The sequence below is a fragment of the Mesorhizobium sp. M0136 genome (assembly GCF_040322515.1).
GTDB lineage: Bacteria > Pseudomonadota > Alphaproteobacteria > Rhizobiales > Rhizobiaceae > Mesorhizobium.
The window spans coordinates 184,551-210,259 of sequence record NZ_JAMYTP010000005.1 but is presented as its reverse complement, the minus strand read 5'-3'; the positions used below and the strand labels follow the sequence as shown (position 1 = coordinate 210,259).

At 62.5% G+C, this 25,709-nt stretch carries 22 protein-coding genes and 2 tRNA genes; 11 read left to right on the top strand and 13 right to left on the bottom strand.

Translation table 11 applies throughout. The annotated features are described in order from the left end of the window. Positions 1-77 precede the first annotated feature (77 nt). Entirely contained in the window at positions 78-1,706 is a 1,629-nt protein-coding gene (locus NKJ35_RS08150; RefSeq protein WP_352646137.1) for a fatty-acid--CoA ligase, read from the bottom strand. Positions 1,707-1,884: 178 nt separating this feature from the next. On the opposite strand from NKJ35_RS08150, the gene NKJ35_RS08145 reads away from it, so the two are divergent. Beyond that, positions 1,885-2,271: a hypothetical protein gene (locus NKJ35_RS08145; protein ID WP_352646135.1), complete on the top strand. Its 387-nt coding sequence runs from the start codon at positions 1,885-1,887 to the stop codon at positions 2,269-2,271. Positions 2,272-2,398: 127 nt separating this feature from the next. Continuing rightward, complete coding sequence (locus NKJ35_RS08140; protein ID WP_352646133.1) at positions 2,399-2,788, top strand: DUF427 domain-containing protein; 390 nt, start codon at positions 2,399-2,401, stop codon at positions 2,786-2,788. Here NKJ35_RS08140 and NKJ35_RS08135 read toward each other — a convergent pair whose 3' ends face one another. The 3 genes from NKJ35_RS08135 to ppdK all read right to left on the bottom strand — a co-directional run bounded on the left by NKJ35_RS08135 (position 2,789) and on the right by ppdK (position 7,583). Continuing rightward, positions 2,789-3,526: a polysaccharide deacetylase family protein gene (locus NKJ35_RS08135; RefSeq protein ID WP_352646130.1), complete on the bottom strand. Its 738-nt coding sequence runs from the start codon at positions 3,524-3,526 to the stop codon at positions 2,789-2,791. It abuts the gene before it with no gap. Positions 3,527-3,665: 139 nt separating this feature from the next. Next, the gene (locus NKJ35_RS08130) at positions 3,666-4,769 is read right to left on the bottom strand and encodes a glycosyltransferase family 9 protein (protein ID WP_352646128.1); all 1,104 of its coding nucleotides are present in this window, start codon (positions 4,767-4,769) and stop codon (positions 3,666-3,668) included. 135 nt (positions 4,770-4,904) lie between these two features. Continuing rightward, positions 4,905-7,583 (bottom strand): pyruvate, phosphate dikinase, encoded by a 2,679-nt coding sequence (ppdK, locus tag NKJ35_RS08125; protein WP_352646126.1) that lies wholly within the window; start codon positions 7,581-7,583, stop codon positions 4,905-4,907. 190 nt (positions 7,584-7,773) lie between these two features. Here ppdK and NKJ35_RS08120 point away from each other — a divergent pair, with 190 nt between their 5' ends. From NKJ35_RS08120 to NKJ35_RS08095, 6 genes are all read left to right on the top strand, one after another. Beyond that, on the top strand, positions 7,774-8,118 hold the full coding sequence (locus NKJ35_RS08120) for a VOC family protein (protein WP_352646124.1): 345 nt from the start codon (positions 7,774-7,776) through the stop codon (positions 8,116-8,118). Between the two features lie 122 nt (positions 8,119-8,240). Then, positions 8,241-8,315 (top strand) — tRNA-Gln (locus NKJ35_RS08115). 591 nt (positions 8,316-8,906) lie between these two features. Next, positions 8,907-10,094: a magnesium transporter gene (locus NKJ35_RS08110; RefSeq protein WP_352646122.1), complete on the top strand. Its 1,188-nt coding sequence runs from the start codon at positions 8,907-8,909 to the stop codon at positions 10,092-10,094. Between the two features lie 478 nt (positions 10,095-10,572). Continuing rightward, complete coding sequence (locus NKJ35_RS08105; RefSeq protein ID WP_352646120.1) at positions 10,573-11,847, top strand: tetratricopeptide repeat protein; 1,275 nt, start codon at positions 10,573-10,575, stop codon at positions 11,845-11,847. Between the two features lie 11 nt (positions 11,848-11,858). Next, positions 11,859-12,671, top strand: coding sequence for a FecR family protein (locus NKJ35_RS08100; protein WP_352480116.1), 813 nt, complete (start codon positions 11,859-11,861; stop codon positions 12,669-12,671). 15 nt (positions 12,672-12,686) lie between these two features. Further along, positions 12,687-14,711, top strand: a complete 2,025-nt coding sequence (locus NKJ35_RS08095) for a CHASE2 domain-containing protein (protein ID WP_352646117.1) — start codon at positions 12,687-12,689, stop codon at positions 14,709-14,711. 89 nt (positions 14,712-14,800) lie between these two features. Here the strand turns inward: NKJ35_RS08095 and NKJ35_RS08090 are convergent, their stop codons facing one another. Genes NKJ35_RS08090 through NKJ35_RS08060 form a run of 7 tightly spaced genes read right to left on the bottom strand, consistent with a single transcriptional unit; the run spans position 14,801 to position 21,081 of the window. After that, the gene (locus NKJ35_RS08090) at positions 14,801-15,592 is read right to left on the bottom strand and encodes a sugar isomerase domain-containing protein (RefSeq protein ID WP_352646115.1); all 792 of its coding nucleotides are present in this window, start codon (positions 15,590-15,592) and stop codon (positions 14,801-14,803) included. Positions 15,593-15,643: 51 nt separating this feature from the next. Next, entirely contained in the window at positions 15,644-16,414 is a 771-nt protein-coding gene (locus tag NKJ35_RS08085; protein WP_352646113.1) for a GntR family transcriptional regulator, read from the bottom strand. Further along, on the bottom strand, positions 16,411-17,286 hold the full coding sequence (locus NKJ35_RS08080; protein ID WP_352646112.1) for an ROK family protein: 876 nt from the start codon (positions 17,284-17,286) through the stop codon (positions 16,411-16,413). The genes NKJ35_RS08085 and NKJ35_RS08080 overlap by 4 nt, the downstream gene beginning before the upstream one ends. Further along, the gene (locus tag NKJ35_RS08075) at positions 17,283-18,023 is read right to left on the bottom strand and encodes a PIG-L deacetylase family protein (RefSeq protein WP_352646110.1); all 741 of its coding nucleotides are present in this window, start codon (positions 18,021-18,023) and stop codon (positions 17,283-17,285) included. Before NKJ35_RS08075 ends, NKJ35_RS08080 begins: the two co-directional genes overlap by 4 nt. Next, entirely contained in the window at positions 18,020-18,859 is an 840-nt protein-coding gene (locus tag NKJ35_RS08070) for a carbohydrate ABC transporter permease (RefSeq protein ID WP_352646109.1), read from the bottom strand. Before NKJ35_RS08070 ends, NKJ35_RS08075 begins: the two co-directional genes overlap by 4 nt. Beyond that, on the bottom strand, positions 18,856-19,788 hold the full coding sequence (locus NKJ35_RS08065) for a carbohydrate ABC transporter permease (RefSeq protein ID WP_352646107.1): 933 nt from the start codon (positions 19,786-19,788) through the stop codon (positions 18,856-18,858). The genes NKJ35_RS08070 and NKJ35_RS08065 overlap by 4 nt, the downstream gene beginning before the upstream one ends. Positions 19,789-19,815: 27 nt before the next feature. After that, on the bottom strand, positions 19,816-21,081 hold the full coding sequence (locus tag NKJ35_RS08060; RefSeq protein ID WP_352646105.1) for an extracellular solute-binding protein: 1,266 nt from the start codon (positions 21,079-21,081) through the stop codon (positions 19,816-19,818). 327 nt (positions 21,082-21,408) lie between these two features. On the opposite strand from NKJ35_RS08060, the gene NKJ35_RS08055 reads away from it, so the two are divergent. Genes NKJ35_RS08055 through NKJ35_RS08045 form a run of 3 tightly spaced genes read left to right on the top strand, consistent with a single transcriptional unit; the run spans position 21,409 to position 24,504 of the window. Further along, complete coding sequence (locus tag NKJ35_RS08055; protein WP_352646103.1) at positions 21,409-22,701, top strand: ABC transporter substrate-binding protein; 1,293 nt, start codon at positions 21,409-21,411, stop codon at positions 22,699-22,701. Between the two features lie 43 nt (positions 22,702-22,744). Continuing rightward, positions 22,745-23,635 carry a carbohydrate ABC transporter permease gene (locus NKJ35_RS08050; protein ID WP_352646101.1) on the top strand — a complete coding sequence of 297 codons (891 nt, stop codon included), beginning with the start codon at positions 22,745-22,747 and terminating at the stop codon, positions 23,633-23,635. Further along, positions 23,632-24,504, top strand: coding sequence for a carbohydrate ABC transporter permease (locus tag NKJ35_RS08045; RefSeq protein WP_352646099.1), 873 nt, complete (start codon positions 23,632-23,634; stop codon positions 24,502-24,504). Before NKJ35_RS08050 ends, NKJ35_RS08045 begins: the two co-directional genes overlap by 4 nt. A 598-nt stretch (positions 24,505-25,102) precedes the next feature. On the opposite strand, the gene NKJ35_RS08040 is transcribed toward NKJ35_RS08045, so the two are convergent. Further along, positions 25,103-25,558, bottom strand: coding sequence for a hypothetical protein (locus NKJ35_RS08040; protein ID WP_352646098.1), 456 nt, complete (start codon positions 25,556-25,558; stop codon positions 25,103-25,105). A gap of 15 nt (positions 25,559-25,573) precedes the next feature. Beyond that, positions 25,574-25,669, bottom strand: a tRNA-Sec gene (locus NKJ35_RS08035). Positions 25,670-25,709 lie beyond the last annotated feature (40 nt).

Genomic DNA, 25,709 nt, shown 5'->3' with positions numbered 1-25,709 from the left:
CCGCGCTGCCCCAACCCGAACAAAGGCATAGTGCCTTTCAGCGGCGGCTTGAAGGCGCAAAGACGCCGCATCTCCGGTCAATCCGTCGGCAGGCGATAATCCCGGAACTGCTGGCGCAAGGTAATCTTCTGGATCTTGCCGGCAGCGGTATGCGGGATTTCGCCGACAAAGGCGACGTCGTCCGGCATCCACCACTTCGCCACCTTGCCGTCCATGAATGCGAGGATGTCCGTCTTGGTCGGCTCCCTACCCGGCTTGCGGACCACCACGAGCAAAGGCCGCTCGCCCCATTTCGAATGCGGAATGCCGATAGCGGCGGCCTCTGCCACATCGGGATGGCCGACCGCGACGTTCTCGAGCTCGATGGTCGAGATCCATTCGCCGCCCGACTTGATCACGTCCTTGGCGCGGTCGGTGATCTGCATATAGCCGCAGGGATCGATGTGCGCGACGTCACCGGTATCGAACCAGCCGTCTTGATCGAACTGTTCGGATCCGATGCCGCCATAGTAGGCGCGCGCGACGGCCGGCCCGCGGACCTTGAGCCGGCCGAAGGTCTTGCCGTCCCATGGCAGTTCGTTGCCGGCATCGTCCGTCACCTTCATTTCGATACCGAACGGGGTAAAACCCTGCTTCTGCTGGACGCCGAGGCGGGCCTCGCCCTTCAGCCCGGCGTAGTCCGGCTTCAGGGTGCACAGCGTGCCGAGGGGCGACATCTCGGTCATGCCCCAGGCGTGGACGACCTGGACATCGTAATTGTCCTGGAACTTCGTCGTGAGCGCGCGTGGACAGGACGCGCCGCCGATGACGACTTTCTGCAGATAGGGCAGTTTCTTGCCGGTCTCTTCCAGATGCTGGAGGAGCATCATCCACACCGTCGGCACAGCGGCGCTGAAGGTCACCTTCTCGGTGTCGAGCAGTTCGTAGAGCGAGGCGCCATCCATCTTGCAGCCGGGCATGACCAGCTTGGCGCCAATCATCGGCGCGCTCTGGGCAAGGCCCCAGGCATTGGCGTGAAACATCGGCACGACCGGCAGTATGGTATCGCGCGACGACAGGCCCATGGCGTCGGGCATCGCCTCGATCATGGCGTGCAGCACGTTCGAACGATGGCTGTAGAGGACGCCTTTCGGGTCGCCCGTCGTACCCGAGGTGTAGCACATGCCGGCGGCCGTGCTTTCATCGAATGTCTTCCAGGCGAAGTTGCCGTCGGCTTCAGCAAGCCATTTTTCATAGGCAACCACATTGGGCAGCGCAGTCTCCGGCAGATGCGCCGTGTCGGTCAGCACAATAACCTGCTTCAGCGACTTGACCGCGCCGGCGATCTTTTCGAGCAGCGGCAGGAAGGTCAGGTCGACGAAGATCGCCTTGTCCTCCGCATTGTTCATGATCCAGGTGATCTGCTCGGGAAAGAGCCGCGGGTTGAGCGTGTGATAGATCGCGCCGACACCCATGATGCCGTACCAGGCCTCGATGTGGCGCGCGGTGTTCCAGGCCAGGGTGGCGATGCGGTCGCCAAGCCCGAAGCCGTCACGATCGAGCCGCTCGGCGACCTTCAGGGCGCGATGATGGATTTCGGCGTATGTGCTGCGCACGATCGGCCCCTCGATCGAGCGCGACACGATCTCGCGTCTGCCGTGCTGCCTCTCGGCGTTGTCAATCAGCTTATGGCAAAGCAGCGGCCATTCCTGCATCAACCCGAGCATCTTGTTCCTCCCGTTATTTTTTGCGCCATTGTGGGACGAACCGGCGGATTGTCCAGCGGTGACCGGGCTGGAGCGGTGCATAGGGCGAAATGAGGCCGAATTCGCCACAATCCGGCCATGCTCGGCGTTAACGTTGATTAACGGGCGGGGCGCGATTGGCTAATGAAAGAGGTGTCGCATGGACGCGCAGCTCGACGACGAAGCCCTCGAAAATACGCTTGCTGAAAGTCTGGCCGATCTGGTGGCGGCCGACGTCGCGCAGGCCGATCTGGTGCCCGACGCCAAAACCGTTTCCGAAGATGAATTCGTCGAGGTCGTCGGTGGCGCCCTCGAAGCGGTCGGCGGCACGCTCTTGTTCAAGATGTGCGTCGAGAACGAGGGCGAAAGCCAGCATGTCGCTGCCGCCTGCGTCGGCGACGGCGGCAATCGTCAGTTCCTGCTGCTCACCTTGCCGGCCAGCGGGGGTGCGCTGAAGGTCGAGACCACCGCGAAAAGCACCAATCCGGTGGCCGGCATTGCCGCCGCCTATGCCGGGCTGATGGACGCATTCCAGGCCGCGGCCTGATTTCCAGGCGGGATACCGGAGGCGAGCGCAAGACTTGCCGCCTGCGGGCGACACCCGCCTGGTGGCAGGCAGCTCTTGCGCGAGGCTCTTGCCAGACACATCTTGGGTTGAGGCAAGGAGATCCGACATGGACCAGATCGCAAACCCGGCACCCGGCTTTCAACGCAATCCGGACAAGGTCATTACCGTCAAGCCTTATAAGGGCACCGTGACGGTGCGCGCCGGCGATACCGTCATCGCCTCGTCCAGCAAGGTCAAAGTGCTGACCGAATCGCCCTACCCTCCGGTTTTCTACATTCCGTTCGACGACATCGACTTCAACCAGCTTGGCAAGACCGAACACTCGACCCATTGCCCCTACAAGGGCGATGCCAGCTATTGGAGCGTGCTGCCCGCCGGCGATGCCGGCAAGGATGCGATGTGGGCCTATGAACGGCCCTTCGACGAGATGTCAGACATTCGCGATCACGGCGCGTTCTATCCAAACAAGGTGACGATCGAGGCCACGCCCGGCTGATCAGTCGGTGGTGCCTTCATCGCCGATGCCGTCGGCATCGTCGAGCCGCACGAAGGTGAGACCCTTCGCCTTAAGCGCCAGAAGTCCCTGCACCACGCCTTTGCCGGCCGCATGGGTCGGCTGGTTGATATGAGCGATGATGACGTCGCCGTCCTTTGCCGCCGCGATGCGCCGGGCGGTCTCTTTTGCGCCGAGCAATGAGCCGCCATCGCCGTTGATCGAGAATCCGGCGATCTTGAAGCCAAGCTTGCGTATCATCGCGATTGCCGATGGGCTGTATTCGGCGGTTGCGCCGCGAAACCATTTCGGCGCGGGTTCGCCGGTCGCGGCAAGAGCGGCAGCACCTGATTCGACTTCGGCCAGCACGGCCTGCGGGCTGCCGGCACTGCGAATGCCGTAGATCTTTTGCGGCGTGTCGACGGCCGGGACGTGGCGGCCGCCATGGTTTTCCAATTCAAACAGTTCGGGATGCGCCCGCATGATCTCGACGGCGGCGGCGTTGTGTTTCAGCCAGATGCCGGTGACGAAAATGGTAGCGGGAATCTTGTTTTCCACCAGCGCCGAGAGAATCCTTGTATCGGTCCGCCCGCCGCAGGCATCAAGCGTCAGCGCGACGCGGCCGCCGCCCGCCTCGGCCTTGATGTGCAGCGTCGGTTCGACGAGCAACTGGGCGTTGCTGGGAGAAGCAGCCCACAGCGATATCGCAATGGCGCAAAAATGCTTTTGGAACAGGCGCATTGACTATTTCCAGGTCGCCGGATCAAAGTTGAAGCGGCGACCCCAAGACCGGCATCAAGGCGGAAATCGGGACGATGCCCCTGCAAAAGCGTCGGCAGCGGCAATTTGACCACCGGCCTGACCTTTGGCAAGCACGAGGTCACAATGCGTGCTCGACGTCCTTAACCGTACGTGAAAGGATCGCGCGCACCGCGTCGACAACCGCTTTAACCTCTAGTCGCCAGACGCAGCAAGCCTTGCTCGGATCGGGACGGCGGCACAGGTCCCTGGCTATGCACTCGCAAGGCATGGAGGGCCGCGGCGTAACACTGGCCACGCCGACAGGACCCCAGACGGCGGGGTCGGTCAGGCCGAAGAGGCCGACAACCGGCGTTCCCGCGGCGGCCGCCATGTGCATCGGGCCACTCTCGTTCCCCAGAAACAGGCGTGCCTGGCCGAGGACCGCCAGCAGCGTTGCCAGCGACAGCGCCCCGACCAAATTGACGACCGGCGAAACGGCCTTGGCGACGATGCGCTCGGCAGATGCCTGTTCACCGGGGCCGCCGACAAGCAGGAAGTCCAACCCGGTCTGTCGCGAGAGCTCGTCGATCGCCAGCGCAAAACGTTCCGGTTGCCATTGCCGCCCCCGGAAGCTCGCTCCCGCATGAACGGCTATGAAGGCGTTACGCCGCAGATGATGCCGGTCGAGAAGCGCCAATGCCTTGGCGGTCTCCAGCGGCAGCGGCTCAATCTTTGGGACCGGCGCGCGCAACTCCACGCCGAGTGCCTCAAGCGGCGAAAGATAGCGGTAGAGATAATGCCGGCCACCAAAGCCAAACGGCTTGGCCAGGACGTTGGCGGGCTGGCGTTCCAGCCAGCGCAACGGTTTTTCGGGAGGATCATATCCGACGCGGGTCTTGGCGTTGACGAGCCTCACGATGATGCGTGATGTTTTGGAATCGGACAGGTCGATGGTCAGGTCAAACCGGAACCGGCGCAGAGCGCGCACCATCGCGTAAAGTTCGCGACCACGCTCCAGTGGGGTGCCACGCATCCGGGCGCGCTGGAACGCCGCCACGTCCGAGGCGATGCCATGAGCCGTCAGGAAACTGGCAAAGCTCGCCTCGCAAAGGAACACGATCCTGGCCTTTGGATATTCGAGGCGCAGGTTTCTGGCGAGCGCCGAGGCGAGGACAAGATCGCCGATGAATTTCGTCTGGAGGATGAGAATCGAGCGGACGTGCGCGGGCGGGTTCTGCAACATCTGTTTCTGGCACCGGGGCAGGTTCGGGGGCCGGAAACTGGGCAGAAACGATGTCGGGATTTGGAGCCGTCACGCGCACGTTCGCGTGAATTTGGTTACAAATCGGTAAGGTCAGATGCCGGTGGACTCCAACTCCTATCCGCGGCCGTTCTTTGCAACCTGCACCGCCGCCTGTGCGGCGGCCAGCCTGGCAATCGGGACCCGATAGGGCGAGCACGAGACATAGTCGAGGCCGACCTCTTCGCAGAAATGGATCGACGCTGGATCGCCGCCATGTTCGCCGCAAATGCCGAGCTTGATGTCGGGCCGCGTCGCCCTGCCCTTCTCGGCCGCCATCCGCACCAGCTCGCCGACACCCTCTATGTCGAGCGACACGAATGGATCCTGCTCGATGATGCCTTTTTGCCGGTAGGTCTCGAGGAACGAGGCCGCGTCGTCGCGCGAGATGCCGAAGGTGGTCTGGGTCAGATCGTTGGTGCCGAAGGAGAAGAATTCGGCCGCCTCGGCAATGACATGAGCGCGGATCGCGGCGCGCGGCAGTTCGATCATCGTGCCGGTGAGATAGGTGATCTTGACGCCGGTTTCCTCAATCACGCTCTTGGCGACGGCATCGATGCGCGCCTTGACGAATTCGAGCTCCTTCGCCAGGCCGACCAGCGGCACCATGATCTCCGGGACCACCAGCGCGCCGGCCTTCCTGCCGGCCTCAACGGCTGCCTCGAAAATGGCGCGCGCCTGCATCTCTGCGATTTCGGGATAGGAGACCGCAAGCCGGCAGCCACGGTGGCCGAGCATCGGATTGAACTCGTGCAGCGCTTCGGTGCGCCGCCTGAGCTTGTCCGGCGATACGTTCATGGCAGCGGCGACCTCGGCCACCTCCTCCTCGGTCTTCGGCAGGAATTCGTGCAACGGCGGATCGAGCAGGCGGATCGTCACCGGCAGGCCGGCCATGATCTCGAACAGCTCAAGGAAATCCGAGCGCTGCATCGGCAACAGCTTGGCCAGCGCCGTCCGCCGTTCCTTTTCCGTATCGGCCAGGATCATCTCGCGCATGGCAACGATGCGGTCGCCGTCGAAGAACATGTGTTCGGTGCGGCAAAGCCCGATGCCTTCGGCGCCGAAGGAGCGCGCCATGCGCGCATCGAGCGGCGTCTCGGCATTGGTGCGCACCTTCATGCGGCGGGCACCGTCGGCCCATTCCATGATAGCGGCGAAATCGCCCGAGAGTTCCGGCTGCAGCATCGGCACGGCGCCCTTCAGCACCTGGCCGTTGCCGCCGTCGATGGTGATGATGTCGCCCTTGCGGAAGGTCGCGCCCATCGCCATCAGCGTGCCGGCTTTGTAGTCGACGCGCAGCGAGCCGGCTCCCGATACGCAAGGCTTGCCCATGCCGCGCGCCACCACGGCGGCGTGGCTGGTCATGCCGCCGCGCGTCGTCAGGATGCCTTCGGCCGCATGCATGCCGTGGATGTCTTCGGGGCTGGTCTCGATGCGGACCAGGATCGCCTTGCGGCCTTGCGTCTTGGCTTCCTCGGCGTCGTTCGAGGAAAACACGATCTCGCCGGTCGCAGCGCCCGGGGAGGCCGGAAGGCCGACGCCGATGATATCGCGCGCCGCCTTCGGATCGATTGTCGGATGCAGCAACTGGTCGAGCGAGGCCGGATCGATGCGGGCGACGGCCTCCTCTTTCGAAATCAGTCCATCCCTGGCCATGTCGACGGCAATCTTCAGCGCAGCCTTGGCGGTGCGCTTGCCGGACCTGGTCTGCAGCATCCACAATTTGCCGCGCTCGATGGTGAATTCGAGATCCTGCATGTCGCGGTAATGTTTTTCCAGACGGTCGGAGATGCTGACGAAAGCCTGGAAGGCTTCCGGCATCAGCTTCTGCAGCGACGGCTTGTCGGAGCCGGCGGCGATGCGTGCCGCCTCGGTGATGTTCTGCGGCGTCCGGATACCGGCGACGACATCCTCGCCCTGGGCATTGACCAGGAACTCGCCATAAAGCTGCTTTTCGCCGGTCGACGGATTGCGGGTGAAGGCAACGCCGGTGGCCGAGGTGTCGCCCATATTGCCGAAGACCATGGCCTGGACGTTGACTGCCGTGCCCCAGCTTTCGGGGATATCGTGCAGGCGCCGATAGGTGATCGCGCGGTTGTTCATCCAGCTGGAAAACACCGCGCCGATGGCGCCCCAGAGCTGCTCGTGCGGATCCTGTGGAAAGGGCTTGCCGAGTTCCTCCTCGACCTTGGCCTTGTAGAGCGCGATCACGCCTTGCCATTCGATGGCTGTCAGCTCGGTGTCGAGTTCATGGCCGAGGCCACCCTTCTGGTCTTCGAGGATTTCCTCGAACACTTCATGGTCGAGGCCCATGACGACATCGGAATACATCTGGATGAAACGGCGGTAACTGTCGTAAGCAAAACGCGGATCGCCTGAATCGGCGGCCAGTGCTTCAACCGTCTCGTCATTGAGGCCAAGATTGAGCACGGTGTCCATCATGCCGGGCATCGAGGCGCGCGCGCCTGAGCGAACCGACACCAAAAGCAGTTTCGAGGGATCGCCGAAACGGCGTCCGGTCAGCCGACCGATATGGTCGAGCGCGACCGCAACGTCCGCCTCCAGCGAAGCCGGGTACGTGTGGCCGCTGGCGTAATAGGCGTTGCAGACCTCGGTGGTGATGGTGAAGCCCGGCGGCACCGGCAGGCCCAAGCTGCACATTTCGGCAAGGTTGGCGCCCTTGCCACCGAGCAGATTGCGGTCGCCGGCACGGCCTTCCGCGGCGCCGTCGCCAAAGGTGTATACCCATTTGGTCATGCTTGCTCCCCGGTTGCAGGAGATTGGAAAGGTTTGGCAAATCGAGCGATATGATGCTGCAGTGCGAAAGGCAAGGCATCGGCCAAGCCGGCCGGGCCTCTACAATCGATTAAGGAAAAGCGGCACAGAAAAGACTTTGCTTTTTGGAAAGCTTTGTTGTAGAACATAACGAGAACAAAAGGGCAGAACGATGAGAATGGCCGGAAAGCTCGATTATCTGGAAATGCCAGCGACAGGCGGAACGCTGGACAGCGTGAAGGCTTTCTACAGCGCAGCCTTCTCATGGTCGTTCGCCGATTACGGGCCGACCTATTCAGCTTTTGCCGAAGGGCTGGACGGCGGTTTTCAGGCGGATGGCCAAGATGCGCCGGCCAAGCCGCTGCCCGTGATCTATTCCGAAAGGCTGGAGGAAACACTAAGCGCCGTCGAGAATGCCGGCGGCACCGTGGTCAAGACGATCTTTTCATTCCCCGGCGGCAGGCGGTTCCATTTCGTCGATCCGGCCGGCAATGAAATGGCGGTGTGGGGTGAATAGGTCCGTTCAAAGTGACGACTGCAAAACTAGCGGGTCGGTCGCGCATAGTCGATATGTCGGCATTGAGCTTTCTCGCGGCTCGTCCTATAAGGCCGCGCGCACAGCGGGCACGCTCCGGCTGTTGGGGCGTCGCCAAGTGGTAAGGCATCGGTTTTTGGTACCGACATTCCCAGGTTCGAATCCTGGCGCCCCAGCCAAGCGTCAGCTGTGTACGGCCCGGAGACATAGGTAACAGTTTGTACCTAAGACATGGGTGACAACCTCGTGCCGAATGGGTTGTCGATGGTCTGCAAGGTCCTCTGTTCCAAGTCGATGTATCCGAGATCATAGTGCAGGAAGACGCAAAAGTTTGGTGCAAGACCGTCATGAAATCGTCCTCGAAGGAGCTCGTGCTCCACATCCTTGTGTGCAAGCAGTCGCAGATCTTAACCGGCCGTGGCGTCAATAGCTGGTGAACCTGGCAAGATGCGCCGGATGAGGCAATCAGGTTCGAACGCCCGAGATCCTGCCTCTGCAGAATTTCCGGGTTTAAGTCTTATTGCTGCGGCGTGATCGCAAAGCCCGGAAGACCGGTGAAGTTCGCAACACGTCAAATTCTCGGCGACACTCTGACGTTACAGCCCGCCTGTATGCACCCCGCAATGGCTCAGATCTGTCTCGGTTCGGTCCACTCGGTGCCCAAAGAGGCGAAATTTCCGGATCGAGGCGCATGGGCCACTGCGCCAGGACAGAGCGATCCGATCCGTGTCATACCGTCAGAGGCAAGACACTCGCAATTGGGGGAACAGATGAAGGAAGAGAACGACGTTGAGAAGCTGGTACGCACGCTGCGTGCTCGAGCACCTGATGACGCGGCGGTATTGCTGGCCCGAGAGTCTCCCGAGTTCATCCGGGACACACTAAAGTTGTTGCCAGACCGGCACGCCCGCAAGGTGGCGGAGCATTTGCCGCCGCATATGCGGCCCGTCAAGCCTCATGGCGATGGCAAGGACGTCGCGGTCCCCGAGTCGCTCATCGAACTGACGGACCCGATTCCCGCCAGCGTTCCCGTCGGCACGACAGTAGCCGCCGCAGTGCAGGCCGTCAGACGCACCCCGGTGCCGACCGAGCTCACTTATCTCTACATCACCGACCAGGGCGATAAACTGGTTGGCCTCGTGGTCCTGCGCGATCTGATGCTGAGCGAAGCGGACGCCACGGTGGATCAGATCATGCTGCCGAAGCCGTTCGCCCTCCCCGCCGATCTCTCTTTGAGCGACGCATGCAAGGCGGCGGTACGCCGTCACTACCCTGTCTATCCGGTGGTGGACGCGGAGAACCGGCTGCTCGGGCAGGTCCGCGGCTGGCGGCTGTTCGAGCAGCAAATCATCGAGATTTCTGCCCAGTCGGGCCAGATGGTGGGTGTCCAGAAGGAGGAGCGTTCTTTTACGCCCCTGTTTTCAGCCTTCTTGAAGCGGCATCCGTGGCTGCAGCTGAACCTGCTGACGGCCTTCATGGCCGCTTTCGTGGTCAGCTCGTTCACAGGCACGATCGAGAAGATCGTCGCCCTGGCGGCATTCCTCCCGGTCTTGGCCGGGCAGAGCGGAAACACCGGCTGCCAGGCACTGGCTATGACGCTGCGTGGCCTTGCCCTTGGCGATGTGGACAAACGATCGAAGCTGCACCTGGTGATGAGGGAGGGCGCGCTCGGGATCGCCAACGGTGTGCTCGTCGGTCTTGTGGCGGCTGCGGCGATGTGGTTCTACGCCTCGCGGCAACCGGAGTCGGCGGCCCAGGCGCCCATGCTGGCACTCGTGATCCTGCTCGCCATGTCCGGATCGTGCCTCATGTCCGGAATCTCCGGCGTGCTGATCCCGCTGGGCCTGCGCCGGGTCGGCGCCGATCCGGCGGTCGCTTCGGCGATCTTTCTCACCACCGTGACCGATATCGTAGGCATGGGCCTGATGCTGGGGCTGGCCACTATGCTCGTGCTGTAGCAAGGGCGCGTCCGGTGACGTGTCCCTGGGAGATGGGGTTCCTAGGCTGACCTCGTCGGCGGTCAACGAAACTGCGAAGGCCATGCGTAATCGCTCAGGCCGTTGCGAGAAGCATCGCCCTGCGGCTTTCCGACCGCTTGCGTACGCCATGGAAGACCTTTGGATGAGCTATACGTGTCAGGCGGCGACCAGATACGCGCAGAATCGTGCAAACAATATTAATCTTGCCGGCTGCGCGATCCGCCATGGATGATAATTTGAGTTAGTTTCCACTGGTGCCGAATACTGCAATTATGTACAGCAACTCTGAGAATATATTTGGCCAACCGTCGTAGCCGGGCACGAATGAAACCGATAGTTTGTTGCGCGGCTGCAACAGCTGTTGAAAACTCGGACGATTTCGCCAAAGTTCAGTCGCCTTTTTTCTCGTGGTCGTGCTAAGTCCTTCGCACTGGTCGGGTTTGGGGTGGTTCTCGGCATGCAATCTTCGTTTCGAACAATCGTCGGCTGCGCCGCGGCGCTGCTTTGTAGCGGCGCATTGCCGGCCGGCGCGCAGGGTCTTTTTTCGGCCTACGACGATGCTTTTTCAGCCCGCATCGCCAGTCCGTCGGACAACGGAACGCTCGCCCAGTTCGTTACGGTTGCCGTCAACGCCGGACAATACGATCAGGCGATCTCCTCGATCGAGCAGTATCTGATCAAATATCCCCGCGATGCGCGCGCCCGGCTGGCGGCCAGCCGGTTGTACTATCATGTCGGCTCCTACGAATTGGCCCGGCGGCAGGTGCAGTACGGCATCGAAGTCGGCGGCCTGTCGGCAAGCGAGCAGCAGGAAGCTGTTCGCCTGCTCGCCCGCATCGAGCGCGCGTTGCGTGGCGTCACCTGGGAACTCGCCCTGACCGGCGGCGTGTTCAGCGCATTCACCGATTTTGAGCCCGGCGGGGCGCAGGACGACGACAGCTTCGTCTCGCCCTATGGGCGGGCGGAAGGCTTTGTCCGGTGGGACCTCGGCACGCCAAGCGCCGACGCCCTCGTCCTTTCGGGGTCGTTGACTGCGACACAGCGCTTTTTCACGGAAGACCTGTCGGTTCCCGGCAGCAAGGAGACTTTCATCCACGGCAACGCCGCGATCACCTGGGACAAGGGGCTGCCCAACAGTGGGATCGATTCGCTGCGCCTGTTACTTTCGGCGTTTACCGTTACAGATCGTTTCGACAGCGACATCCAAGAAACCGGCATCGGCCTCAGTGGACGCTTTCTTGTGCGCCCGACTGTCGAGACGACGCTTTTCGCAGGCGGCGGCTACATCGATCTAGGCGCCTCGCAAGGCATTTTCGCCGATAGCAGGGTTTTCTATGAGGCAGGCGGCAGCTACCGCTTCCGCAATGGCCAGGCACTCGGACTGCGCTTTGTCGGGTCGAATGACTTCGCCTCCGGATCTGGCGAAATCGGCCACAGCTACACGGGCGAGATCCGCTATGGCGGCCTGTTGATGACCGTACCGGATCTTTTCGCATGGTCGCACCAGGTCGCGTTCTCGGCCGGCCACAGCAACACTCCCGATCTGTCCGTTGGCATCGGCACAAATATCAAGAGCGACTTCTGGCGCATTGCCTCGGAAAGCGATTTTCAGCTGACGGAGGCGCAAAAGATCAGCGTCGATCTCGCCTATCGCGAAACCAACTTCGACATCGCCAACCGCGACCGGAAATCGTTCGAAATGCTCATGAGCTACACGTTGACGCTCAATTGAAAGAGGCCGCGATGAGGACCCCGTACCGTCAGATCGCCATTTTTGTCGCCTGCCTTGCCTTCGCGGCACCATCCGCCGCTGAAACGATCGGGTCGATGACGGCCTACCAGACCAACATCGTCCGCAACAACGGCGGGACAATGAACGTCGGTGCCGGTGTCGAACTCGGCGATCAGTTGCGCAGCGATCCCACTGGTCTTGGAATGCTGGTGTTCCGGGACGAATCGAGCGCCAAGATTGGTCCGAACACCAGCCTGACGATCGATGAATTCGTCTACAATCCGGGCTCCGGATCTGGAAAAATCGACATCGGGATGAACAGCGGCCTGGCCCGTTTTTATGGCGGCCAGGTTTCGAAAGGCGGCGTCATGCAGGTTGCGACGCCGCATATGGTGCTCGGGGCGAGAGGCGGCATCATCGAAGTGCTGGTGGCAGCCGGCCAGACCGTCGGCATACTGCGCGCCGGCCGCATGACCTGCACGATCAATGGCAAACGGCTGGTCATCACAAACCCGGGCTACGCCTGCACATCGGACGATGGCAAGCTGCTGACCGGCTACGGCGGCATCGACACCTTCCCGATATTGGACAGCATCGACCGGATAGCCGGCACCGGCCTGCCAGGCGCACCGGGTCCTGGATTGGATGTAAGCGCGATCTGTGCATCGGCACTCGGCGGCTCGCTCAAAGTCTGCGACTCCACCGACGGCGCATTGCCCGGAGTGGTCATGGAGTTCCCCGACAGCCTGACGCCACCTGTGGGCGGCGGGGTGGAGGATGATGGCGAGTGTGAGGGTGAAGGATGCTGCTACTACTGCAATTAGGCGTGGCCGCACGACATGAGCTTCTTGGTCGGTTGGCGCTGGGCTGATTGGCGGCAAGCTGGCAGGCGCAAAATATCCGGTCTTGCGGTCGTGCTCCTGCTGCTCGCTTGCCATTTGGCTTTCGACGGGCCGCTGTCGCGCCTGCGTGAGCGCACGTACGACTTCTACCAGTTTCTCGCCCCGCGCCAGGCGACCAGCAATCCTGTCGTGATCGTCTCGATAGACGACGCCAGCCTCAAGGCACATGGGCGATGGCCCTGGAACCGTGGCCTCTTGGCCGATCTGGTCGATGGCATCACCGCATCCGGCGCCTCGGTGATCGGGCTTGCGCTGGTGCTGCCCGAGGCCGACACCTCGCCTGAGGGCATCGCCGGAGACAAGCGCCTGGCAGCGGCGCTGGCCAAAAACCGAACGGCGCTTGCCGTCAGCCTGGGCAACGAGGCGACAGTTTCAGAAGCAGAGCCCAAGGCCGGCTGGTCGATCGTCGGGCAAGTACCCGACACACTTCCCGGCTTCACGGGCCTGACCGGCTCGCTTGCCCAATTCTCGAACGCCGCCGCGGGCCTCGGCGTCATTCGCACCTTGCCCGATCCCGACGGCGTACTGCGCCATGTGCCGCTGCTGTGGCTTCGCAATACCGCTCAAGGCGTGCAGCTGTGGCCGTCCTTCGCACTCGAGCTCCTGCGCCTTTATGCCGGGCAGGACGGCTACATAGCCCGCCTGAATGCCGCCGGGTTCGATGCACTCAGGATGGCCGGCGCCATCGTGCCGCTCGAACCGGAGGGGAGCATCCGCCTCTGGGAAACCAGCACCGATACGCCACGCATATCTGCCAGCACTATCCTTTCGGGCGACAGTGATCAGCGGCTGCGGGATGCCATTGTCATTGTCGATCTGTCGGCCGTGGGACTGACGCAGTACCTGCCCACCCCGACACGTCCAGCGCGACCAGGCGCGGACATCCACGCCGATGCAATCGGCCAGTTGCTTGCCGGGCGCTACCTGGCAGAGCCAACGCACGCGCGCACGGTGGAGCGGCTCTGGTTTGTCCTCACTGCCCTCATGTTCATCGGGATTTCCGGAGTGCTCGCCGAGCGTGTCGTGCTTGGTGCCCTGGCTCTCGCGCTGCTGGCCGTCACGCCCTTCGTGTTCGGCGCTCTCGAATACAGCATGCAGGGTACACTCTATGACCCGCTGCAGCCGGCGCTTGCGACGATCCTGGTAGCCGGCTTCGAAGGCTATGTCCTCTACAGGCGCAGCGAGCAGCGCCGGTCCACCCTGGCACGGCAGTTCTCCCAGTATCTGTCGCCTTCCGTGGTGCAGCGCCTCGCAAGCTCGGACACCGAAGCCATCCTGTCCGGCGAGAAGCGCGAGATCACAATCCTGCTCAGCGACATACGCGGCTTCACGACGATGAGCGAACAGCTCGATACCCAGGAAATTGCAAAGGTGGTCAACCACTTCCTCGGCATTGCGACCGATGAGATCCTCAAGCGCGACGGCACCATCGACAAATTCATGGGCGATGCGGTGCTCGCCTTCTGGAACGCGCCGCTTGATCAGCCGGACCATCGCGAGCGCGCGCTCGACGCGGGGCTCGCCCTGATAGAACGGGTAAAGCGCGAAGACGCTGCTTTCACCGCCGACGGCCACCCCTCTATCGCAATCGGCGTCGCCATCGAGACCGGCATCTGCTCGGTAGGCAATTTCGGCTCCGAGCGGCGCTTCGACTACACCGCGATCGGCTCGCCGGTGAACCGCACGGCACGGCTCGAATCGACGACCAAGAAGCTGCGCATCCCCCTGGTGCTTGGTCCCGGCTTTGCGAAGGGAGCATCGATGCCAGTCGTCCAGGCGGGCGCCTTTGAGCTCCAGGGTTTCAAGGGTGAGGTGCCGGTTTTCACCGTTCCGGAGCTGCACCATGATACGAGCCGCGAACAAGCGATTCAGAATGGCGAGCAATCTGGCGGCCCAGACCTGGTCGACGGTTCACCGCTGTCCCCAAAAACAGCTCCTCCTGATCCTGCACTCCGAAACTGATCGGCTCCAGCGGTGCGCGGGGCGCCTGCATCGTGACCTGACTACCCGCTTCGGAAAGGCCCGCTAATTTGCGTGCCCTCCGCGGTTCGTCATTCGCCGCGCATGGCCGCCTGGAACGCCGGCAGGTGCTTCTTCTGCGCCTCGAGCATTCTCTCGCGATAGACACCATAAATGACGTCGGTGTCGTGCAGTGTGACGCCGGCAATTGTCGGCGAGGCGAAGACCGGCAGCTCGATGCCGCGTTTCGAAAGCGCCTCCGCGGTGCGGGCGATCAGCTCATGCGCCAGGATCATGGCAAGCACGGTCGACGAACCGGAGACCGGCCGGCTCCAGCCCTCGACCGGCACGATGGCATCCTCGATCGGCGAGCAGGTGTCGATGACAAGGTCGGCGGCATCGGCAAGCCGCTTGCCGGAAGAGTGCGTCGCCGGCTTGTCGAGATTGTTCTTGCTGGTCACCGCAACGACGAAGATGCCGCGTTTTTTCGCATAAAGTGCCGTATCAATGCCCGACGAATTGCGGCCGCTGTGGCCGAAGATGATGATCGAATCGCCTTTGTTGAGCGGCTGATGATCTAGGAATTTCTCGGCGTATTTCTCGGTCCGCTCCAGCCACAGAAGTTCGCGCACGCCGCCGGCGCCGAGCACGTTATGCCACATGACACGCGGGTCGGTCAGCGGATTGAAGCCGACATAGCTGCCGTAGCGCGGAAACACTTCCTGAACTGGCAACACCGAATGGCCCGACCCGTAGAGATGAACCAGACCACCGCTCTCGAGCGTGTCGGCAAAGCGGCTGGCCGCCTCGCCAAAAGCTTCGGCATTGGCTTTCGAGGCCTGTTCGATGAGGGCGGCAAGGCGGGGTATGTAAAGGTCGGACACGTCGGTACTCCTGTTATGTGTCGGCTGTTATGTGTCGGCTTCGGTAACGGCTCAGCTTCTTGCGGTTGGCGCGGCGCGACCGGCACGCAGCGTCGAGCGGATCTCGTAGCGGTCGCCCCGCATGACCGAGACGGTGAATTCGAACGGGCCACGCTCGTCGGTGGTGATGCGCTCGACCACGAAAGCGGGACTCCCCGCGGGCAGATCGAGCAAGTCGGCATCCGCCGCCCCGACCGCACCGACACGGTAGTTTTCGCGCGCCGCGACCGGCACGATGCCGTAATGGCGCTCCAGCGCTTCGTAGAGCGAGCCCTGCAGCAGGCCGGCATCGAGAAAGCCGGGCACGCGCGCGGCCGAGAGCTGCGCCGTCTGGATACCGATCGGCTCGTTGTTGCCGAGCCTGAGCCGGCGGACGCGCACCACCGGGTCGCCTTCCTCGATCTCGAGCGCTCCGGCCGCGGCGGCATTGGCGGTGGTCAGGCTGCAGTCGAGCAAGCGCGAGCCCGCGACCACGCCCATATTGCCCATTTCCTGTGTGAAGCTGGTGAGTTCGCGGGTGCCAGCGACCAGCGTGGTGGAGCGCACGAAGGTGCCACGGCCATGTTCGCGCCTGAGCAGCCCGTGCTCCTCCAGATTGCGCAGCGCGTGGCGCAGCGTGATGCGGCTCACCCCGAACAGGGCGCACAGTCTGTCTTCGGCCGGAATCTGGTCGCCGGTTGCCCATTCGCCGCTCTTGACGATGGCGCGGATGGCCTCTTCCACCTGATACCAGAGCGGCTCGGGCCTTTTGCGGTCCGGTTGCTGAAAGCTCGGCTCGCTCATCTTATCTGCCTCCACTGTGCTCCGGCGAGACCGGCCAGCGAGGCGCCGACGAGACCGGCGCGGGAGCCGAATTCGCCGGACCGCAGCACGACATCGCCCAGATGCGGCGGTAGCTGACGCCGCAATGCCGCAAGTAGTGGCGGCCCTACCACGTCCAGCGCATCGGCAAGGCCGCCGGAAATCAGGACCGCCTGGGGATCGAGCAGCGCGACCGCACCCGCCAAGGCAGTGCCCAGCCGGCGCGCCGGCAGCTCCAATGCGTCAAGGGCGGCCGTCTTGCCACCCCGGGCCGCCTCGACCAGCCTGCCGCCATTGGCCAGCCCGATCTGGCGCGCCGCGGCGTCGAACGCCCGCCCGGAAGCGAAGCGCTCCAGCCAGCCGCTGCGGTCCTCGCCTTCATCCTCGATGTCGGCGCAGGCCCAGCCGAATGAGCAGGCGCCGCCACGTGCGCCGGCGACGATGCGATTATTGGCCAGAACGGCGGAGCCGATGCCGGTGCCGATCGCCAGCAGGATGGCATCGGACAGGCCCTTTGCAGCACCTTCGACCGCCTCGGCCAGCATGGCGATCTGCGCGTCATTGCCAACGGACAAGCGCAGACGAGGAAACAACGCCGCGATGTCGACACCGTCGAGATAGGACAGGTTCGGAACCCAACGACAGACCGAGCCTTCGACAAGCCCCGGCACCGCCAGGCCAAGTACCTCGACCGGACCGGCCTCGGCGAGCAACGCACCGATACGGGCGACAAAGGCATCAAGGCTTGCCGGCGCAGGCTCGCGGCTCAGCATCTCCAGCCAGCGAACATCGCCGGTATGGATTGCGGCGCGCAAATTGGTGCCGCCAAGATCGATGGCCAGAATGCGTGTCATCGAGAGCGGCTCCGATTGGCAGCCGGCGCGAACAGCCCGCTGCCGGCATGCCAGGATTGCGAGGCCGCGGCAAAACCCTGCGCGTAGCGCGTGCCGCGCAGACAGCCGCGCAGCCGATAAAGTGCGCTGTAATAATCGACATACGGGAAACTGCTCAGGCCACCTGCAAGTTCGTATTCCTGCACCGCCTCGCTCCAGGCGTCGAAGCCGTCACTGACATCGACGAGATGCTCGGCGCGAAAGCCCTCGTCGTCCTCCCAGTTCTCGCCGAACAGCAGCAGTTGCGGCGTGTATGCGCCATGGTCGCGCTTCAGCGTCGGCAATGCCGCAAAGAAGATGCCGGTCTGCGTCAGCCGGGCCGCGGCGCGATGGTCCTTGTGCCAGCTGCCATGCCAGTGGGTGATAACGATTTGCGGCTTCAACTCGCGCACAACGTCGCACACCTTGAGCGCCGTCTCGTCGTCGCAAGGCAAGAAGGCGTCGTGCAGCCCGAGACTGCGTATGGCAACGCCTAGCCTGGCTGCGGCCTTTGCGGCCTCCTCCTCCTTCTGGACGCAATAGTGCTCGGGGGCGAGGCTTGGATGGCCCTGCTCGCCCATGCTGAGATGCAGGAAGGTGACTTCAGCGCCACCTTGCACTGCCGCCGCCGCCAGTGGACCGGCAATCACCTCGGCATCGAAGGCGTGCGCCCCGACGACCAGGATCGAGCGTGCGGCATAGACCTTGTCCTCGATCATTTCACGCCTCCCCCGGTGCCGACGCCTTCGCGAATCTGGCGGGCGAGCAGACAGTACATGATCAGGATGGGCGCCATGGAGATCGCAAGCGAGGCGAACACCAGGCCCCAATCCGTGCGGAACTGTCCGACAAAGACGCTGATCGCCAGCGGCACGGTCTTGTAGCGATCATCGAAGATGAAGATCAGTGGGAAGAAGAAGTCGTTCCAGACGGCGATAGCTGTGAAGATGGCGACGATCGATATTGCGGGCTTCACCATCGGCAGCACGATCTGGAACAGGATGCGCGCCTCGCCGGCCCCGTCCATGCGCGCCGCCTCGTCGAGTTCGGACGGCAGCACCCGCATGAAATTTGCGAAGATGAAGACGGCGAAGGGAATGCGGATAGCCGAATAGACGAGGATCAGGCCGGTCAGCGAATCGAGCAGGCCAAGGTTGCGCATCAGCGTGAACAGCTCCACCGAGGCAAGCCGGATCGGCAGCATGATGCCGGACAGGAACAGGCCGAGCATGATGCCGTTCCAGCCCAGCCGATAGCGGCTCAGCGGAAAGGCGGCCATTGCCGACACGAAGATGGTCAGGATCACCGCACCGCCGGTGACGATCAGGCTGTTGATGAAATTCTGGCCGAGATCGGCACGCGTCCAGGCCGCAACGAAATTGTCGAAGGCAAAGCTTTGCGGCAGGCCGAGCCTGTTGTCGTAGATCTCCGCCGTGGTCTTGAAACAGGAGACGACGAGAATATAGAGCGGCAACAGCACCGCTGCGGTCCACAGGACCAGCGCCGTCCAGCCCGGCAGCCGGGCGAGCTGTTGAGGGATGGCGAGGGCGTTCACAATTGCACCGTGCGACGGTCGAAGAAGCGCAGCATTAGAAGCGTGCCGATGCTGAGGATGAGAAACAGCAGCGTTCCCAGCGCAAGCGCCAGGCCTATATCCGTGATGCCGACCGCGCCTTCGGCGCCGAAGGCGAGCCGGTAGAAATAGGTGACCAGCGTGTCGGTCGAATAGCTTGGATTGCCCTGCACGCCTTGCATGACATAGACGATGTCGAACTGGTTGAAGGTGTTGATGAACGACAGCGTCGTCAGCGTGCCGATGGCCGGCATCAGCAAAGGCAGGGCAACCGAGACCAGCATGCGGCCGCTGCCGGCGCCGTCCAGCCTGGCAGCCTCGAATATCTGGCCGGAAATCTGCCTGAGGCCGGCCGTGTAGATCAGCACCGGCAGGCCCATCCAGTTCCAGGCGTCGACGGCAATGAGCATCGCTAACGCGGTGTGACTGTTGCCGAGCACCGTCAGGCTGCCTTGATGCAGGCCGAGGCCGTTGAGCATCCATTCGATGGCGCCGCCGGGCGCCAGCAGCAGGCGCCACAGGGCGCCAACGATAACTGGGCTCAGTACCGCCGGGAAGAAGAACACCGACTGGAAGAAGGCCGCACCCTTCTCGCGCAGGAACAGCAGCCAAGCGAACAGCAGGCCAAGCCCGTTCTGAAACAGCATGATGCCGAAGAACCAGGCGACATTGTGCCAGAGCGCCCCGTAGAGCCGTCCGCCGCTCGGGAAAACGAACAGGCGGGTAAAATTCGACATGCCGGCGTACTCCAGCATGCGCAGGCCCCTCCAGACGAAGAAGCTGCCCCACAGCGACATCAGCAGCGGATAAAGGACAAACAGCGAATAGACGGCCAATGCCGGCAGGATGAACAGCACGGCCATGCGCTGCTGGGTGCGCTGAAGGCTGCTTTTGCGGCGACGGGCGATCATGTGCTGTTTCGCGCAGGGTGTGACGGCCTACTGCTTCGGCTTGAACCAGCTGCTGACGGCGGCCTGCATGTCGGCCGCCAGCTTCTGCGGCGTGATGTTGCCTTCGACCATGTCGATGATCTCGGACTGAAGGATCGAGGAGGCCGTCGGCGTCTGCCAGCGGAAGCCGACAAGCGTCAGATAGGGTGTGGAATTCTTCGACATTTCCATCATCTTGGCGAGCACCGGATCTTTGACGGTGACGTCGGTGCGGGCCGGCGGCCAGCCCAACTCGTCGGCGAAGAGCTGCGCGAACTCGGCCGAGGCCATGAAGTTGAGCACCTTGGTCGCCGCCTCCTTGTTGGTACTTTCAGAGACCAGGCCATAGGAGCCGTCTGAAAAGGCCGAGGTGTAGAGCTTGGTTGCCGGGTCATCGGCGGGGAACGGGAAGATCGAGAATTTCAGCTTGGGGTTCTGCGCCTTGAAGCTGCCGTTCTCGAACGAGCCGCCGAAGAACATGGCCGCCTTGCCGCCGATGAATTGCTGTGTCGATGTGGTGTAATCGACCCCGGCAAAGCCGTCGGAGAAATACGGTTTCAACTCGGCATAGCGTTTCAGGGCAGCCACGTAGCGCGGATCCTCGAAGGTTGCCTTGCCGCTCATCATTTCGTCGTAGAAGCCCGGGCCATAGATGGTCGGGCCGACCACGCCGACGCCGATCTCCAGCGCCCAGGCGGAGCCGTTGGCACCGCCGGCGGCAATCGGTGTTATCCCCGCCCCTTTCAGCTTCTCGCAGGCGGCGACAAAATCTTTGTAGGTCTTGGGGATTTCGATGCCTTGGGCGGCGAAGATGTCTTGATTGTAGAAGACACCCATCATCGGCACCGAATAGGGCACGCCATAGATCTTGCCGTCGGCGCGGCCACGAGCGCCGCCGAGGGCGGCATCAGCGATGTTCTTCAGCTCCGGCACGCTGTCGTCGAGCGCGTCGAGATAACCACCCTCGATGAAAGGTTGCAGTTCCCCGTATGCCTTGAGCTGGGCGATATCAGGCCCGCGGCCGCCACGCAGCGCCGTGCTCAGCCGGTTCTGGTAGTCGGCATCGGGGGTGAACTGGATATTGACCTTGATGCCTGGGGTCTTGGCCTCGAAGGCGTCGAAGATGCGGCGCATCGCAGCCTGGTCCTCGGTGCGCCAGCTCCATAAGGTCACGGTGTCGTCAGCCTTTGCCGGCAGTGCGGTGAGGACCCCGGTGCAGACTGCGGCAAAGCCGCCGATCAGGCCGAGTGCGGCGCGTCGATGAATTGAAAACATACTCAGTCTCCCATTCTTGTCGATTGTCATTCCCACAGCGGTTCAAAAGCCGAGAGGCGGTCATAAGCTTTTCTCATCTCATTATAACGACATGACTTCGACCGCAAGTGCCTTGCAGTATGTTCGGGCATGGCCGGCAGGAAAGAATCAGCTCAAACTGTATCACCTAATTCTTTGTTTTCACCATGTAATCTCGCACACTTTGCGGACCGCAGTAAGAAAACGTCGCAACACCGGCAGGAGCTCTCCACGAAGATAGCGCTTGCATCGTTGCTTCAGGTTGTCATAACGTCATGGACATCGCTGTGTGGCTATGCGGAGGGTCGGATGTCTTTGGCTTGGATTTCGAAACTGGCACTGGCTGCAGGGTTGTTGGCCTCGCCCACCCTTGGTTGGGCCCAATCGGTCAACATCTCCTATCTGACCCACTGGTCGCCCGAAACGGTCGCTTTGCTGGACGCCGCGGCCAAAGGCTACGCCAAGAGCAATCCGGATGTGACTGTCACCATCCGCGCCGTCCCCTTCGGCGACCTCCTGACGACACTGCGTTCCCAGGGCGGCAGTTCCGATGGGCCGACGATCGGCGGCATCTACGATTTGTGGCTGCCCGAACTGGCGCGAGACAAGCTGGTCGCGCCGGCCCCCGATACGGTTGCCGGCGAGGTCAAGAGTGCGTGGCCGGCCGGTGTCGTCAGTGCGGCCTCTGTTGGCGCCACGCTTTACGGCATTCCAAACGAGATCGACGTCTATGCGCTGAACTACAACAAGGAGCTATTCAAACAGGCAGGCATCACAGCCGCGCCGAAGACCTGGTCCGAATTGAAGGATGCGGCCCAGAAGCTGACTAGGAAAGATGCCGGCCAGCAAGGTTTCGGCATGATCAATTCCTGGGCCGCGGGCGTCGTCCATCCCTTCGCCTCGCTGCTGGTCTCCAATGGCGGCGAGCTGGTCAAGGACGGCAAACCGATGCTCGACAGTCCTCAGTCCGGTGAGACTTTCCAGCTCTACGAGGATCTGATCAAGTCCGGCGCCAGCGATCCGGCGATGGCCACCGCCGACGCCAACACCACCGGCCCCTTCCTAGACAATTTCGTCTCCGGCAAGACCGGCATGATCATCATGGCCAACTGGTGGGAAAGCGCATTGAAGAGCGGCATGGGCGACAAGTTCTCCAATATCGCCACCGCACCTATCCCGGTCGGTCCGAGCGGCGACAAGCCGCACTCGATCTCTTATTCGTGGATGACCGTCGTCAACGCCAATGCCGGTCAGGCCGAGCAAAAAGCGGCATGGGATTTCCTGGCATGGCTGAACAGTCCGAAGTCCGGCAAGAACGGCGCCTCGGCAATGTCGGATATTCTGATGTCGATGGGCATCCTGCCGACGCGGACCTCCGACATCGAAGCCCACAAGGACAAGCTCAGTTCCGAGTTCCTGTCCGGCTATGTCAGCGTGCTTGCCGACGCCAAGCCCTTCCCTGTCGTCCCGGGAGGGCAGGAGTTCAGCGAATCGCTCCAGCAGACGCTCGAGGCGTTGCAGTATGGGCAGCTCTCGGCCAAGGATGCGCAGGCGAACGCGCAGGCCGATGCCGTCTCGATCCTGGAGCGTGCCGCCAAATAGCGAAGGCGCCGTTTCGTGAGCCCGACGCTTTGGAAGCAGAGCGATGATCAAGACCTATCGTGCCTCGGCGGGCATCATGCTGGCGCCCGCCGTGACATTGATCGGCGTTTTCATCCTGCTGCCGATGCTGCTCACCATCTGGCTGTCATTCCAGGACTGGTCGACGCAAACACCTTTTTCCAGTGCGAGCTTCATCGGCTTCGACAATTTTCGCGAAATATTCGGACCGACCTCGGTCGGACGGGATTTCAAGCGAGCACTGCTCAACACCGCGATCTACACGGCGTTGTCGGTGATGCTCATCCTGCCCCTTTCGGTAGTGTTCGGCTTGATGGTCTACCAGCGCGATGTCGCAGGCGGCACGGCGCTGCGGACCGTGTTGTTTTCCAGCTACATGGTGCCGATGATCGCCGTGACGCTGGTCTGGTCGAAGCTCTATTCGCCGAGTGAAGGGCCGCTCAACCAGATGCTCGGCCTCGCCGGCATCGGCCCGCAACCCTGGCTGTCCTCGCCAAGATCGGCGTTGATCTCGATCGTCGTGCTCAATGTCTGGCAGCAGATCGGCTATTTTACGGTGCTGGCCGTTGCCGGGCTGACCCAGATCCCGGGCAGTCTCTATGAGGCGGCGACTCTGGACGGCGCCAACCGACGCGAACAGTTCCGTTTCATCACCTTGCCGCTGCTACGCCGCACGCTCCTGTTCAGCGCCGTTATCGCCATCATCAACGCCGTGCAGGTATTCGAGCCAGTGGCGCTGATCACCCAAGGCGGGCCGGTCGGCTCGACCAATGTGCTGACCTATCATATCCGCCGGGTCGGCATCGAGCGCGCACAAGGCGGGCTGGGCTCGGCCATGGCAGTGATGCTGATGCTGGCGCTGATCGTTGTTGTGTGCGCGCTGTTTGCATTTGCCAACCGGAAGAATGACGAATGAGCGCGCCGGGCCGCTCAGGGTCGAGCCGGTTGGCGCGCAAACGCCTGGCGGGCCGCAGAGCGCTGCTCGCCACGCTGATGCTGCTTGTTGCCGTCGTCTCCGCCTTCCCGCTGTTGTGGATGGTGCTCTCCAGTCTGAAGACGACGGCCGAAACCATGCAGGTGCCGCCGGTCTGGATACCGCGCACGCCGAGCATTGAAGCGTATGAGAAAGTGTCCGGCGTCATCAATGTCGGCCGCTCGATGTGGAATTCGCTGGTGATCGCCTCGATCACCACCGCAGGCATTCTGGTCACCAGCATGATGGCTGGCTACGCCTTCGCCAAGCACCACTTTCCCGGTCGCTCGCTGCTGTTTTCGGTGCTGATCGCCACCATGTTCCTGCCGCCGATCGTCACCCTGATCCCGCTGTACCGTCTCGTCGGATCAATCGGCCTGAACGCCAGCCTTGCCGGCATAATCGTACCCAACCTCGCCAATGCGTTCGGCATTTTCCTGATGCGCCAGTTCATAGCCGGCGTGCCGGACGATCTGATCGACGCCGCGCGGATGGACGGGGCGTCGGAACTCCTGATCCTGTTCAAGATCGTCGCGCCGAGCGTGGCGCCGGCAATCGCGGCATTGGCGCTGTTTGCCTTCGTCTATCATTGGAACAGCTATCTCTGGCCGCTGACGGTTCTACAGGGCAATGCACACGACTATCCGATCGTCATCAGCCTGAGCCGCCTGCTCAGCTACAACAGAGGCGCCCTCAATACGGGACTGGTGATGGCTGGCGCCACACTTGCTGTGCTGCCGCCGTTGGTGCTCTTCGTCGTTCTGCAGCGCTTCTTCGTGGATTCAATCGTCGGCTCGGCGATCAAGGGATAGCGTCGGCGGCACTCTCGGCATCCGCCCGGCTGTCATTGGGACGCGCTGGTGTCGGAGCTACGCAGATAGCCGCGTTCTGAAGCTATCTATTCATCGGCGAATCCGACGCGAATGCCCCGCTGCCAACGTGCATCCAGCGCAGCCCCCTCAAGGGGTCCAGATGATATTGGTTATGCTGCTATATATGTAACTGTGCTCATCACCCAAGGAGCGGGATATCGCCACTTGTTACAACCACTTCGTTAGGTGGCGTCGGGCTGGTGTCTGGGGCCGTATCATAGACGCGCTTGCCGCTGGGCGGTTCGGCGGCGGCGGTATCGCTCGCCCTGGCTTCGGGTAGAGGCTTCGATCTGACCATGCAGTACGCCGCTCTCATGCTGATTAACTGGAAGCGGCCGATGTCCTTCGCCACCGGCATGGCCGTTTGGCCACACGACCGCACTACGCCGCCCCTGTCATGGGAGTGAACGCCTTCCGGCATCCGCGCCCAAAGCAGCTGCTTACGGCGGTGGCCGAGGCGCCGGTTACCGCATCTTGTCGGTAAAAACGACATTGCGCTCTCTGCGCACACGTCCGGGTATGCCGAAAAGTCCGTCGGTCAAAAGTCGACCAGCGGCGTGTCAACGATCTGGTGCTCGAATAGCAGCCAGAACGGCGATCCCAGGGATTCGGAGTACCAGTGCTCAAAAATCGCAAGGGCCTCGCCGATATTGGTGGCGGGTTCGTCGTCGGGCAACTTCGCGGCCTGGAACAAGGCAAGCGCAACCGGGCCAAAATGCGTGATCGCTTCCGTGCGCGCCTCGCTGTCCGCATTCCAGCCGAGCCGCAAGCGCAGGACGGCCAAAGCGCTGGCCACGGCGATCTCCTCACTTTCTGCCGAGGCCACGGCGTCGGAGATATCCTGCATGAGGTTGAGCCGCCTGAAGGCGAAAGCGCGCTCCTGTTCCAGAACCGCGATCTGATTGGCCGCTTGTCGCCTGAAGCTTGCCTCGGTTGTTCTGGCGGTCTCAGCCGTCGTTCTCAGGTCATTCAGAAAGGAAGCCGTCGGGTTCATCTTGGCTCACCAGGATGGCGGAAGAGAGTGGGAGTCGAACCCACCAGAGACCGACTCGCGGCCCCTCCCGGATTTGAAGTCCGGACGCCCCACCGGGGACGATGCTCCTCCAGAAATTTGCGCCATCGGCGGCTCACCCTCGCCTGTCAGG